At 50.8% G+C, this 14083-nt stretch carries 14 protein-coding genes; 3 read left to right on the top strand and 11 right to left on the bottom strand.

Annotated elements, in window-relative coordinates; all coding sequences use genetic code 11:
* Positions 1-22: 22 nt before the first annotated feature.
* Entirely contained in the window at positions 23-778 is a 756-nt protein-coding gene (gene ulaR / locus M979_RS19790; protein ID WP_064556132.1) for an HTH-type transcriptional regulator UlaR, read from the top strand.
* On the opposite strand, the gene yjfP is transcribed toward ulaR, so the two are convergent.
* Positions 779-1504 (bottom strand): esterase, encoded by a 726-nt coding sequence (yjfP, locus tag M979_RS19785; RefSeq protein ID WP_064556131.1) that lies wholly within the window; start codon positions 1502-1504, stop codon positions 779-781.
* A 194-nt stretch (positions 1505-1698) separates the two neighbouring features.
* Here yjfP and bsmA point away from each other — a divergent pair, with 194 nt between their 5' ends.
* Both bsmA and M979_RS19775 read left to right on the top strand, forming a co-directional pair.
* Entirely contained in the window at positions 1699-2028 is a 330-nt protein-coding gene (gene bsmA, locus M979_RS19780; RefSeq protein ID WP_034461186.1) for a biofilm peroxide resistance protein BsmA, read from the top strand.
* 154 nt (positions 2029-2182) lie between these two features.
* Positions 2183-2458 (top strand): YdgH/BhsA/McbA family protein, encoded by a 276-nt coding sequence (locus tag M979_RS19775; protein ID WP_034461185.1) that lies wholly within the window; start codon positions 2183-2185, stop codon positions 2456-2458.
* Positions 2459-2507: 49 nt separating this feature from the next.
* Here the strand turns inward: M979_RS19775 and M979_RS19770 are convergent, their stop codons facing one another.
* The 10 genes from M979_RS19770 to hfq form a co-directional block, all read right to left on the bottom strand.
* Positions 2508-4142: an isovaleryl-CoA dehydrogenase gene (locus tag M979_RS19770; protein ID WP_064556130.1), complete on the bottom strand. Its 1635-nt coding sequence runs from the start codon at positions 4140-4142 to the stop codon at positions 2508-2510.
* Between the two features lie 102 nt (positions 4143-4244).
* The gene (gene rlmB, locus M979_RS19765) at positions 4245-4976 is read right to left on the bottom strand and encodes a 23S rRNA (guanosine(2251)-2'-O)-methyltransferase RlmB (protein ID WP_064556129.1); all 732 of its coding nucleotides are present in this window, start codon (positions 4974-4976) and stop codon (positions 4245-4247) included.
* 132 nt (positions 4977-5108) lie between these two features.
* Positions 5109-7577, bottom strand: a complete 2469-nt coding sequence (gene rnr, locus M979_RS19760; protein WP_034461182.1) for a ribonuclease R — start codon at positions 7575-7577, stop codon at positions 5109-5111.
* 39 nt (positions 7578-7616) lie between these two features.
* A complete protein-coding gene (gene nsrR / locus M979_RS19755) occupies positions 7617-8042 on the bottom strand; it encodes a nitric oxide-sensing transcriptional repressor NsrR (protein ID WP_034461180.1) in 426 nt (141 codons plus the stop codon).
* A 288-nt stretch (positions 8043-8330) separates the two neighbouring features.
* Positions 8331-9629, bottom strand: a complete 1299-nt coding sequence (locus tag M979_RS19750; protein ID WP_034461178.1) for an adenylosuccinate synthase — start codon at positions 9627-9629, stop codon at positions 8331-8333.
* 102 nt (positions 9630-9731) lie between these two features.
* Complete coding sequence (locus M979_RS19745) at positions 9732-9929, bottom strand: DUF2065 domain-containing protein (RefSeq protein WP_034461177.1); 198 nt, start codon at positions 9927-9929, stop codon at positions 9732-9734.
* A gap of 66 nt (positions 9930-9995) precedes the next feature.
* Positions 9996-11000, bottom strand: a complete 1005-nt coding sequence (hflC, locus tag M979_RS19740) for a protease modulator HflC (RefSeq protein ID WP_034461175.1) — start codon at positions 10998-11000, stop codon at positions 9996-9998.
* Between the two features lie 2 nt (positions 11001-11002).
* Positions 11003-12265, bottom strand: coding sequence for an FtsH protease activity modulator HflK (gene hflK / locus M979_RS19735; protein ID WP_034461173.1), 1263 nt, complete (start codon positions 12263-12265; stop codon positions 11003-11005).
* A gap of 74 nt (positions 12266-12339) precedes the next feature.
* Positions 12340-13620, bottom strand: a complete 1281-nt coding sequence (hflX, locus tag M979_RS19730) for a ribosome rescue GTPase HflX (RefSeq protein WP_034461172.1) — start codon at positions 13618-13620, stop codon at positions 12340-12342.
* A 76-nt stretch (positions 13621-13696) separates the two neighbouring features.
* Positions 13697-14005 carry an RNA chaperone Hfq gene (gene hfq / locus M979_RS19725; RefSeq protein WP_034461169.1) on the bottom strand — a complete coding sequence of 103 codons (309 nt, stop codon included), beginning with the start codon at positions 14003-14005 and terminating at the stop codon, positions 13697-13699.
* Between the last annotated feature and the right edge of the window lie 78 nt (positions 14006-14083).

The raw sequence follows: 14083 nt of genomic DNA, 5'->3' as shown, positions 1-14083 counted from the left end.
TCATCTCTAATCTGGAATATGCATGACAGAAGCACAGCGCCACCAGATCCTGCTCGATCTACTCCAACAAACAGGGTTTGTTACTGTCGAACAAGTGATGGAACGGCTGGCGATTTCCCCTGCTACCGCACGTCGCGATATCAATAAACTGGATGAAAGCGGCAGGCTGAAAAAAGTTCGTAACGGAGCTGAAGCCATTAGCCAGCAGCCTCTGCGCTGGACGCCAATGAATATTCATCTGGCGCAGAATCACGATGAGAAAAGCCGTATTGCCTGTGCCGCTGCCGCCCTTGTAAAACAAGGCGAAAGTGTGGTGATCAACTGCGGATCGACGGCTTTTTTGCTGGGTCAGCAGATCTGTGGAAAACCCGTGCAGATCATTACTAACTATCTTCCGCTGGCGAATTACCTTATCGATCAGGATCATGAGAGCGTTGTGATCATGGGTGGGCAATATAATAAAAGCCATTCGATTACTCTTGGGCCGCAAGAAAACGAAACGTCGCTGTATGCCGGGCACTGGATGTTTACCAGTGGAAAAGGTTTAACGGCTGAAGGGCTGTATAAAACCGATATGCTGACGGCGATGGCTGAACAAAAAATGCTGGGCGTAGTGGGCAAACTGGCGGTGTTAGTCGACAGCTCGAAGGTCGGCCAGCGCGCGGGAATGCTCTTTAGCCGGGCAGAGCAAATTGATTTAGTGATCACAGGTAAGCAAGCAGACCCTGAAGTCGTCAAAAAGCTTGAAGCTCAGGGCGTGCAGGTCGTTCTGGTGTAATCAGAGATGCTCGCTAAAAAATCGGCTGGTCGCCTCAAGCGCCGTTGGGGTAATACGGTGTTTTACGCCCGCTTCGCGCAAGCAGATCATCTGTTTATCCAGTCCCTTCTCGATAAGGGCTTGTTGCAAACGCCAGGTTTCTGCTGCCGGGACCACATCATCTTCCTCGCCATGCCATAGCAAAAGTGGCCGATTACCGATGTTTTCCAACTGATGGTTAATGTCGTAACCAGCAAGTGCATTTAGCGATTCAAGTTCCTCAGTCCTTGGTGGGAATAACGAATGTCCAAGCGACATAAAATATCCTGACCCCATCAAAGACGCCACACAGCATACTTGCGGATACCGCGCCATAATACCAAGAGCCGTCATACCTCCCATTGAAGCACCGCCCACAGCAACTCGTCGCTCATCTACGGGATAGTGTTCAAATAAAGCCTGATAAAGCGGCGAAAACTCATCAATATTGTGTTTAAGAATCGACCAGAATTGATACAGCCGCGCGGTGTCATCACCATTAAATCGCGCACCGTGTTGATCGGCATCGGGCATAATCACGCGAATTCCAGCCTGGGCAAGAGCGACCGCAAAGTAACTGTAAACTAATTTTGATGATGTAAAACCATGATAGAAAAACACCACCGGGAGTTTGCTTTCTTTTTTTCCGGCAGGTACAGCGTGGAGAACTTCAATCCCCGCAAGCTGTTCAGTATATATTTCAATCATGATATTAGCCCTGTGTCGGTGTGATATATCCTTTGTATGTCAGCGTCCTATGGATGGCAAGTCATTGATGGGTTGTGATTATTCTTCACTATGAGATCTGCTTAGCGATTTTCATTCGAAAGTGATTAAAAAGCGCGGGGAAGCTAACAAAATGGGAACATTCCCTCTTCTCAGATAAAAACCGGGGCTACAATATGGCTATTAAGAGACGAGAAACGATCATGCGATTGCTATTAGCTGTGTTGCTTGCGACCACGCTCAGTGCCTGTAGCGTGCTACAAGGGACACCAGAACCAGCGCCGCCTGCAACCGGAGTCCCTCAGGAAATCCAGCGTTATCAAACGCAGGGTTTGACCAAAATAGGGACAGTGACAGCACTTGAGCACGGCTCTCCAATGGACGCAGAAAGAGCGTTAGAAGAGAAAGCTGTTGCAGCCAAAGCGGATTACTACGTCATTTTGTTAAACGATGAGACGGTAGTGCCAGGTCAGTGGTATGCCCAGGCCATTTTGTACCGCAAGTAATTTAGCGCTGTGTTTAATTTATGCATATTTACATAGCTTTGCGTCAACTGATCGTTTGTTATGCACAATGAACCTCAGCCAACGGACAGGTCTGGAGTTCATCCACGCGAAGGAATGCCCTGCTGATTTAGGGTAAGTATTAAAGGAGTAAATTATGAAACGATCGCTTGCCTTAACCTCATTACTGCTGTCTGTAGGGCTAATCACCACGTCGGCACAATCGGCAGAAGATGTTGCCGCAGATTGTGTGACAGGCTTGAATGAAATCGGCATGATTTCAGTAAATGGTATTGCCGGTAGCGTGCAAGATGTGGAAAAAGTCATCGCTCTGAAGGCTGACGAACATGGAGCATCATACTATCGCATCGTTAAAATGCAGGAAAACCAGCTTGCTGAAGGCTGGCGTGTTCAAGCCATTATTTATGCATAAATTAGCCAGCGGCCATTAATATCCCCCCTTATGGCGCTGGCTTTTTGTTCTATCCTGCGCGCCCTGTCGCTCTGAGCAGGACATCAATAAGTACCTGATTCGGTAAAACACTTTCCCCTCGAGAGTCCAGCATCATACGGCACCAGGCTTCACCTGAAGGTGGAGAGAGATGCTGTAAAACCTGGGTACCTGTCGCCAGAAGAGCCAGCATTCGAGCAACTTCCCTGCCCCATTCCTCTTGTGGCTTATGAAGTCGCTGTTGCAACTGCCGCCAGCTACGATCGAAATGCCGATTTTGCCCTTTAACTTCGTCAAACTCCGCATGCAACATCTCCATCGCACCGGGCTGTTTGGCCAGAACACGTAACACATCAAGGCTCATGATATTGCCCGACCCTTCCCAGATACTATTCACCGGCATTTCACGGTAAATACGTGGCAACTCGCTCTCTTCGCAATAACCAGCTCCCCCAAGCACTTCCATCGCTTCCGCAACAAATGGGATTCCTGCTTTGCAGATGCTGAACTTGGCAGCAGGCGTAAACAGACGGCTATAAGCCAACTCATGCGGATTACCGGGTGATTCCCAGGCGCGGGCCAGACGAAAAAGAAACGCCGTTTGCCCTTCAAGTTGCAAAGCCATACGCCCAAGAACCTGGCGCATAATCGGGAGGTCGATCAGCGTTTTGCCGAATGCCTGACGTTGGTGTGCGTGATATAACGCGACAGAGAGCGCACGGCGCATCAGGCCATGACTGCCAAGCGCGCAATCAAAGCGGGTATAGCCACCCATTTTCAAAATCGAACGAACACCTTCCCCCTCTTCACCGATAAGCCACGCCGTAGCATCGCAAAACTCAACCTCACTGCTCGCATTTGAACGATTCCCGAGCTTGTCTTTCAATCGTTCAAAACGAACCTGGTTACGCTGCCCATCAGGTAAAAACCGTGGCAGGAAGAAACAAGAAAGACCGCCTTTCGCCTGCGCCAGAATCAAATGCGCGTCGCTTTGTGGAACGGAGAAAAACCATTTGTGGCCGACTATGCGATACATTTCACCCGGGCCACGTTTGTCGATGGCCTCAGCCCGTGTGGTGTTGCTGAGCACATCCGACCCGCCCTGTTTCTCGGTCATCCCCATGCCAATCAACAGGCCACGTTTTTGAGCGCCAGGTGAGAGGTGCGCATCGTAACGATCGCTGAGTAGCGGCTTTAGCCACGGCTGAAACTCTTTGGGTAGATACTTAAGCAAGAGAGGAATGGCACCAAATGTCATAGTGATGGGGCATAACGTGCCCGCTTCCACCTGCGCGTGCTGAACAAAGCGCGCGGCTCTTGCCACAAATGAGCCCTGCCTCGCATCTTCCTGCCACGGCAAATTATGAACCCGATTGGCACACAACCCCTGCATCAGTAAATGCCAGGCAGGGTAAAAACGCACATCATCGAGTCGCTCACCGCTGGAATCATAGCGAAGTAATTCAGGTGGATTGGCATTCGCCAGGCGGCCGAGTTCCAGCGATTCAGCCGAACCCAGTTGTTGGCCGATACTTGCCAGAAGTTCCGCATCCCAGCCAGCCCCTTCACGAGCTACAGCCTCGGTTAACGAGATATCAGAAAGAAAAAGGTTACTGTTGTTGAGGGGTATTGGTTGGTTGAAAACGGTATGAGTTTGCCAGCGCATCGTGTTCCCTCCTGTAATGGCAATGCCATTAGTATGGACGGTGACAGCGCTTATGCATGGAGGGGGATCACAAAGCGGGGTGCGAAAGCACCCCACAAGGATTTAACTGCGTTGACGCACAGCTTCGAACAGGCAAATACCGGTAGCAACGGAGACGTTGAGGGAAGAAACGGTTCCAGCCATTGGGATGCTAATTAGCTCATCGCAATGCTCACGTGTCAGTCGACGCATACCTTCACCTTCAGCGCCCATCACCAGCGCCATCGGGCCAGTCATTTTGCTCTGGAACAAAGTGTGGTCTGCTTCACCTGCAGTACCGACGATCCAAACGTTCGAGTCCTGCAATAAACGCATAGTTCGAGCCAGGTTGGTCACACTGATAAGCGGAACATGCTCAGCGGCACCACAGGCCACTTTCTTGGCAGTCGCATTCAGTTGTGCAGACCTGTCTTTCGGTACGATAACCGCATGCACACCGGCAGCATCTGCGCTACGCAGGCAGGCACCGAGGTTGTGAGGGTCGGTAACGCCATCCAGAATCAGCAAGAATGGCTGTTCCAGGCTTGCAAGCAAGTCCGGAAGATCATTTTCCTGATACTGACGACCCGGCTTCACGCGAGCAATAATGCCCTGGTGCACGGCGCCTTCAGATTTTTCATCCAGCCATTGGCGGTTTGCCATTTGAACCGGCACACCCTGGGCTTCCAGCGCATGAATTAAAGGCATCAGACGTTTGTCTTCACGGCCTTTAAGAATAAAGACTTCCCGAAAACGCTGAGGGGCGTTATCAAGTAGCGCCTGGACGGCGTGAATGCCGTAAATCATTTCACTCATTACTGTTACTCATTTCAGGTGCTGATGCACCAGTGTTAATTTGCTCGTAAATGTCGGATGTCGCTTACGCTAATCCGACTTACAAAAAGCAGTTTCAGGGTGGATAACAAAGTACCATCCACCCTTTCAAGGCTAGCTCGGTTGCTTTTTCGCTGCCCGTTTAGCTTTCGTGGCTGCCGCTATTTTACGAGTTTTGTCCGATGGCGTTTTTGGTTTCTTCGCCTTCGGTTCAGCGTTTTTCTCGATTTTTTTGTCGGCTTTCGCTTTCTTCGGTTTAGCTGGCCCTTTCTCTTTACGGAAAGTGCTATCTGGCTCGAAGTTGGTGCGTTTACCGCTCTGGCGACGTTTTGGTCCGTTACCATTAGCGCCTTTTTTCGCTTTGTCTTTCTCAGTTTTACCCGCACCGCGAGGTGCTCGAGTACTTGAGAGCAGAGCAAAATCAATCTTGCGCTCATCCATGTGGACGGCTTCAACGCGCACTTCTACACGGTCGCCCAGGCGATAAGTCTGACCACCAGATTCACCAATCAGGCGTTGCCCAACCTGGTCAAAGCGGTAGTAGTCGTTATCAAGCGTTGAAACGTGCACCAGACCGTCGATAAACAGATCGGTCAGGCGTACAAAGAAGCCAAAACCGGTGACGCTTGCAATAATGCCTGTAAAGGTATTACCGACCTGATCCTGCATAAAGTCGCATTTCAGCCAGTCGGCAACGTCGCGTGTAGCTTCATCGGCACGGCGTTCAGCCATAGAACAGTGCTGACCAAGTTGCAGCATCTCTTCCATGTCGTAGTGCCAGCCGCCAGACTCGGTGCTGTTGCCCTTATGGCCCTGCTCTTTCGCCAGCAGATACTTAATTGCACGGTGTAACAGCAAGTCAGGGTAACGGCGAATAGGCGAAGTAAAGTGCGCATAAGATTGCAGCGCAAGACCGAAGTGACCACGGTTTTCTGGGTCGTAAACCGCCTGTTTCATAGAACGCAGCAACATAGTTTGCAGCATTTCATGATCCGGACGATCGGCAATCGAGTTCAGCAGTTCTGCGTAATCACGCGGTTCAGGCTTCTGCCCGCCCGGCAATTCCAGACCCAACTCTGCCAGCACAGAACGGAACGCGGTGATCGCGTCGTTACTTGGGCGGTCATGATCGCGGAACAGCGACGGTTCGTTATGCTTTTCAACAAAACGAGCGGCTGCAATGTTCGCGAGGATCATGCACTCTTCGATTAGCTTGTGCGCATCGTTACGCACAGTTTGCTCAACGCGCTCAATGCGGCGTTCCGCGTTGAAGATAAACTTCGCTTCTTCACTTTCGAACGAGATACCACCACGCTCGGCGCGGGAAACATCCAGCACTTTATACAGGTTGTGCAGCTCTTCGATGTGCTTAACCAGCGGTGCATACTGCTCACGCAGTTCCTGATCGCCCTGCAACATGTGCCACACTTTGGTGTAGGTCAGACGTGCATGGGAGCTCATTACCGCTTCGTAGAATTTAGAACCTGTCAGGCGACCCGTTGCCGAGATAGTCATTTCACAGACCATACACAGACGGTCAACCTGTGGATTGAGCGAGCACAGGCCGTTGGACAGAACTTCCGGCAGCATCGGGATAACCTGCGACGGGAAGTAAACTGACGTGCCGCGGTTACGCGCTTCTTTATCCAGTGCGGTTGGCGGGCGAACGTAATAACTTACGTCAGCAATCGCAACCCACAAGCGCCAGCCCCCACCACGTTTTTTCTCACAGAATACGGCGTCATCAAAGTCACGCGCATCTTCGCCATCGATGGTCATGAGTGGCAGGTCACGCAAATCTACGCGGCCGACTTTGGCCTCTTCCGGCACTTGTTCCTTCAGGGAAGCAACCTGAGCTTCAACTTCTGGTGGCCAGATGTATGGGATTTCATGGGTGCGCAGCGCCATATCGACGGCCATGCCGGTGCCCATGTTGTCGCCAAGCAGCTCGACAATTTTACCCACAGCCTTGGTGCGGCGAGTTGGGCGCTGGGTCAGTTCAACGACCACCACAAAGCCCATACGCGCGCCCATCACACCTTCCGGCGGGATAAGGATATCGAAGCTTAGACGGCTGTCGTCTGGCACTACGAAACTGATACCAGCATCGGTAAAATAGCGACCCACAATTTGCCCGGTTCTTGGCTCCAGCACACGCACAATACGCGCTTCGCGACGGCCTTTACGGTCGGCACCCAGCGGCTGCGCCAGCACGATATCGCCATGCATACACATTTTCATCTGTTCAGATGAAAGGTAGAGATCGTCTTTACGACCTTCTACACGCAGGAAACCAAAGCCATCGCGGTGGCCAATGACTTTGCCTTTTAGCAAATCAAGACGTTCTGGAAGGGCGTAGCACTGGCGACGGGTAAAGACCAACTGTCCATCGCGTTCCATGGCTCGCAGACGGCGACGTAGCGCTTCAAGTTGTTCTTCACCAGTAATATTCAGTTCTTCAGCCAGTTCGTCACGATTGGCTGGTTTTTCACGTTTAGAGAGATGGGCGAGAATAAACTCCCGGCTTGGGATCGGGTTTTCGTATTTTTCGGCTTCTCGTTCCTGAAAAGGATCTTTTGACATTGCGGTTCCTCCGTTGTCATTTGCTGAGGAAATCGTGATTTATTCCACCAGCAATAATTTGTAGAGCGGTTGGTTTTGGTCCACCAAATCGGCCAGCGTGTGCTTATCCAGCTCTGTTAGAAAGCTTTGCACCGCCTGAGCCAGTGCCTGTTTGAGGCGACATGCGGGGGTAATATGACAAAACTCACTGCTACAGTTCACCAAAGATAGCGGTTCCAGCTCGCGCACCACATCACCCACACGGATTGTTTGCGCAGGTTTGCCGAGGCGAATACCACCGTTTTTGCCGCGCACTGCTGTCACATAGCCCGCGCGACTGAGTTGATTGATGATTTTCACCATGTGGTTACGTGATACTCCGTACACTTCTGTTACCTCAGAAATGCTCGTCATTTTGCCTTCTGGCAAAGACGCCATATAAATCAAAGCACGTAAACCGTAATCAGTAAAACTCGTTAACTGCACATCAACCTCTTAGGTGGGAGGGGAAACGCTTTTCATAAGCGAATACTCAATACCCTAAATAATTCAAGTTATGGATAGGCGGCAAGGGAGCAAATTCCCAAGAGCTTACTTCAGTAAGTGACTGGGGTTTGTGAGTGCAGCCAACACCTCCACAGCTTGAAGTATGACGGGTAGATATATTGATGATAAACCAGCCATATGGTTGCCAGCTAATTTATTTAACGGGGAAGGTAGATAAAACGGCAGGATAAAACAGTTGGGGTGCGCTAAGCACACCCCATCACATCATTATGCGTCGAACGGATCGCGCAGAATCATGGTTTCAGAACGGTCTGGACCGGTAGAGATAATGTCTACTGGTACTTCAGTCAGTTCTTCAATACGCTTGATGTAATCCAGCGCTGCTTGCGGCAAACCACTACGTTCTTTCACGCCGAAGGTCGTTTCGGACCAGCCTGGCATGGTTTCGTAGATTGGCTCGATACCTTCCCAATCGTCAGCAGCCATTGGAGTGGTAGTCACTTCACGGCCATCTGGCAGACGGTAGCCTACGCACAGTTTAACTTCTTTCAAGCCGTCCAGTACGTCCAGCTTGGTCAGGCAGAAACCTGACAGGGAGTTGATCTGCACTGCACGACGCACAGCAACGATATCCAACCAACCTGTACGACGACGACGACCAGTGGTCGCACCAAACTCGTTACCTTGTTTGCACAGGAACTCGCCGATATCATCAAACAGTTCAGTTGGGAACGGACCTGCGCCAACGCGAGTTGAGTACGCTTTGATAATACCCAGAACATAATCAACATAACGTGGACCAATGCCGGAACCTGTTGCCACGCCACCCGCGGTGGTGTTGGAAGAGGTCACGTACGGATAGGTACCGTGATCGATGTCCAGCAGTGTGCCTTGAGCACCTTCGAACATGATGAAGTCGCCGCGCTTACGTGCCTGATCCAGCAGATCGGACACATCAACTACCATGCTGGTCAGAATGTCAGCAACCGCCATGACATCGTCCAGAACTTTCTGGTAGTCAACCGCTTCAACTTTATAGAAGTTAACCAGTTGGAAGTTATGGTATTCCAGAACTTCTTTCAGCTTAGTGGCAAAGGTGGCTTTGTCGAACAGGTCGCCAACGCGCAGGCCGCGACGGGCCACTTTGTCTTCATACGCAGGGCCGATACCACGACCGGTAGTACCGATAGCTTTAGCACCACGCGCCTTCTCACGAGCCACATCCAGCGCTACGTGATAATCAAGGATCAGCGGGCATGCTTCAGATAACAGCAGGCGCTCACGTACCGGAATCCCACGGTCTTCCAGCTCTTTCATCTCTTTCATCAGTGCAGCAGGAGAAAGCACAACGCCATTACCGATGATGCTGGTAACGTTATCACGCAGAATACCTGATGGAATAAGATGAAGAACGGTTTTTTCACCGTTGATTACGAGAGTATGGCCTGCGTTGTGACCGCCCTGGTAGCGCACAACATATTTAGCCCGTTCAGTCAGAAGATCTACGATCTTTCCTTTACCTTCGTCACCCCATTGGGTGCCCAGTACGACGACGTTGTTACCCATTTTTCAAAATCACCGTTTGCTTAAAAAAGGATTCTACCATCGGTTTCCTCGATGATCAGCCCTTTTAGTATACAAAATGGTAATCATCTACCTCAATGTGGCTTAGCCGCCGCTTCGACTCAACATGTAGTAGACAACAACACCTGCAACCACTAGTCCACCGCCAAAACGACGTAGCGTGTTGTCGGGTAATTGGATTAAAGCGGCAATCATACGACGCCACATACGCGGATAAAGCATCGGTCCGAGTCCTTCGAGCACTAATACCAGTGCTAATGCCATCCAGATTGTCGAATTCATAATTTCCTCTAACACCCATAAAAAAAGAGCCGGTCAGACCGGCTCTTGATAAAACGCTTGCGAATATTAACGTGAACTGTTCGCTGGTGTTTTCATATAGCGGAAGAAATCGCTATCCGGGCTTAACACCATAACGTCCTGACCAGAATTGAAGCTCGCCTCGTAAGCACGCAGGCTACGAATGAAGGCATAGAAATCTGGATCCTGGCTGAATGCGTCAGCAAACAGTTTGGCAGCTTCTGCATCGCCTTCACCACGGCTGATTCGGCCCATACGCTCGGCTTCTGCCAGAGTACGAGTCACTTCGTAGTCGGCGGTAGCACGCAGCTTCTCAGCCTCTTCCTGACCTTGTGAACGGTGGCGACGAGCAACCGCTTCACGCTCTGCGCGCATACGGTTGTAGATAGCCTCAGAAACTTCAGCTGGCAGGTTGATTTGCTTGATACGCACATCGACCACTTCAATACCCAGCGCTGCCATACTGTTCGGGTTAACCACTGGCACTTTACCTTTGGTTTCCGCCGTTACACGAGCAGCAGCTGATGCAATCGCATCGTCAGCAGCAGGTGTAGACACTTCATCGTCTGTACCTGCAGAACCAGAGTTCAGCGCATCACGAACGTCCAGAGTCAGACGGCCACGAGAATCGGTCACAATGTCTTTCACATCAAGACGACCAATTTCAGAACGCAGACGGTCACTGAACTTACGCTTTAACAGCACTTCAGCTTGAGAAACGTCACCACCACCTGTTGCCAGGTAGTAGCGGCTGAAATCACTGATACGCCATTTGATATAGGAATCGACGATCAGGTCTTTCTTCTCTTTGGTTACAAAGCGATCGGCCTGGTTATCCATAGTCTGAATACGTGCATCAAGGGTTTTAACCGACTCGATAAACGGTACTTTGAAATGCAGACCTGGCTCGTAGACCACCGGCTTGTTTTCATCATCACGCAACACTTTACCGAAACGTAACGTAATTCCGCGCTCACCTTCCTGTACCACGAAGACCGAGGTAAACAGCACTACCAGCACGATGATAATTAAAGCAATGACTGACTTACGCATCGTTATTCACTCCCTACGCGCTGGTTATCAGTGCGCTGTGCGTCGGCACGGCGCTGATCCATGATATCGCCCCGGCTTGACGAGGACGGTGTGCTGGCGCTGCCGCTGCTTGAGCTGGATGCAGGTGGCAGACGCAACAAGTTGTTCGCACCACTCGTATCGCTCTTCGCCGCAGGCTGTGAACCACCTTTAAGCATCTGATCCAGAGGAAGCACCATCAGGTTGCCACCTTTGTCGTTAACCAGAACTTTACGGGTATGGCTAAGCACTTTTTCCATAGTTTCGATATACAGACGCTCACGGGTAATTTCCGGCGCAGCCTTGTATTCCGGCAACAATCTGGCAAAACGAGCAACTTCACCCTGAGCTTCTAACACAGTCTGTGTTTTATAAGCGCGAGCTTCTTCGAGAATACGCTGCGCCTGACCGTTAGCACGCGGCTGAACTTCGTTGGTATACGCTTCTGCTTCACGGATGTATTGCTGTTCGTTCTCACGCGCAGAAATCGCATCATCAAATGCAGCTTTCACCTCTTCCGGCGGGCGAGCAGCCTGGAAGTTGACGTCCAGCAAAGTGATACCCATGTTGTATGGACGAATGGTTTCTTCCAGTTCGCGCTGGGTATCGTTACGAATAATGGTACGACCCTCGGTGAGGATCTTATCCATGGTGTATTTACCAATAACACCACGCAGTGCGCTGTCGGTTGCCTGACGCAGGCTATCGTCTGCGCTGGTCACGCTAAACAGATATCGACGCGGATCGGTAACGCGATACTGAACGTTCATTTCGACGCGAACAACGTTCTCGTCGGAAGTCAGCATCACACCAGAAGCCGCCAATTCACGTACTGCCTCAACGTTTACCGCTCTGACACTATCAATGAATGTCGGTTTCCAGTTCAGACCCGGCTCAACCAAATGGCTGAATTGACCAAAACGAGTCACAACACCACGTTCAGCTTCTTTAATGGTATAGAACCCAGTTGCTGCCCAAATTACGACAGCCACGGCGGCAACGATGCCAACCATGCGGCCACCAATATGAGGACGTGGAAGTTGCGAAGAACCACCACCGGAACCGGAACCGCCGCCTTTACCGCCGCCCAGACCACCAAGTTTCTTACTTAATTTTCGGAAGATATCATCCAGATCAGGTGGCCCCTGATCCCGCCCTCCTTTGTTACCCCCAGAGTCGCCGCCAGGTTTGCTGCTTCCCCACGGGTCGCGGTCCTGTCCGTTATTACCGGGCTGATTCCACGCCATGTTTATGCTCCATATTTGTTGTGCGGTGATATCCCCCGAAGGGGAAAAAGTCTTCAGGACATTCCCTTGACTTGCTAAACGATGTAGTCAGCGAGTGCCGGTTCTTGTTTACAGAGGCGACGCCAGTCAACAATAGGCATACGAATTTGTAAGCCAACACTGCCGTCTTCCTCCATCCACTCTTTTTCTATTGCCTGAAGCTGATAAAACCGGCTCCGCAGTCGGCCTGCCTGGGGGGGTAAGCACAACGTATGCTGTGCAATTTCACCAGATAAACGCTCTGCCAAAGCCTGGAAAAGCAGTGGAACGCCGTCTCCGGTCTGGGCAGAAAGCCAGACCCGAATCGGCATATTTTCATCATCTCTGTCGATACGTGGAACGAAATCATCCAACATATCTATCTTATTCATCACCAAGAGCGTTGGAATTTCATCAGCCTCAATCTCTTCGAGAACGGCATCTACCGCGGCAATGTTTTCCTCAATCCTGAGGTCGCTTGCATCAATGACATGTAATAACAGTGTCGCCTGACGAGTTTCCTGCAAGGTTGCCTTAAACGCCGCCACTAAATCGTGTGGCAGGTGACGAATAAAACCAACTGTATCTGCCAGTATGGTTTCACCAACATCCGCGACGTTAATACGACGTAATGTTGGATCAAGTGTGGCAAACAACTTATCTGCAGCATAAACACCAGCCGCAGTTATCTGATTAAACAGGGTAGATTTGCCGGCGTTGGTGTAGCCCACCAGAGATACGGTTGGGATATCAGCCTTGGCACGTGATCTTCGCCCTTGTTCACGCTGTTTTTCGACTCGTTCTAAGCGTCCAAGGATCTGCATAATCCGATTGCGTAGTAAACGGCGGTCGGTTTCAAGCTGAGTTTCCCCAGGGCCTCGTGAACCTATCCCCCCTCCCTGACGTTCAAGGTGGGTCCAGCCGCGCACAAGGCGAGTTGCCATGTGACGTAACTGAGCCAGTTCAACCTGCAACTTACCTTCATGGGTACGCGCACGTTGAGCAAAAATATCTAAAATCAGGCCGGTTCTGTCGACGACACGACATTCACACAGCGCTTCGAGGTTACGCTCCTGAGCTGGAGACAACGCATGATCAAATAAAACGACCGATGCCCCAGTGGCTTTCACTGCATCGGCAATTTCAATTGCCTTACCTTCACCAACAAAATACTTCGGGTGAGGAGCTTTACGGCTACCAGTAACCACCTGCAATGCTTCGACGCCGGCTGAAGAGACCAGAGATTCAAACTCCTCTAGATCTTCCATGTCTTTGTCTTGCGAAAAATAGATGTGTACCAGCACCGCCTGCTCACCGGCATCATAACGGTCAAACAAGCGTATAACCTCTCAAAAAGACCAGCGGGGAACCCATCATCCCTGGTTCCCCGGCTTGGAAAAACAACGTTACGCCTTATTCAGCGTCTTCGTTATCTTGTTGTGGCGCAGAACCTTGCGCACTTCCACCATGGTGGTAGCTGCCAGAACCGCTAGTACCGGTGTTATTGCTGTGATGAGATACCGGACGTGACGGAACAACAGTTGAAATCGCGTGCTTATAGACCATCTGGCTGACCGTGTTTTTCAACAGGATCACAAACTGATCAAAAGACTCAATCTGCCCTTGCAGCTTAATACCATTCACCAAATAAATAGAAACTGGAACACGTTCGCGACGCAGTGCGTTCAAGAACGGATCTTGTAATGATTGCCCCTTAGCCATTCTATCTTTTCCTTATATGCTTGTTGTTTGTAACTCAAGAACCCTGAGGCTCTGAAAAACTGCGTAAGATACTGCGCA

Origin of the sequence: Buttiauxella noackiae ATCC 51607 (assembly GCF_001654865.1) — a bacterium.
GTDB classification, from domain to species: domain Bacteria; phylum Pseudomonadota; class Gammaproteobacteria; order Enterobacterales; family Enterobacteriaceae; genus Buttiauxella; species Buttiauxella noackiae.
The sequence above is the reverse complement of the archived record's forward strand: the minus strand, read 5'-3'. Positions and strand labels throughout refer to the sequence as shown.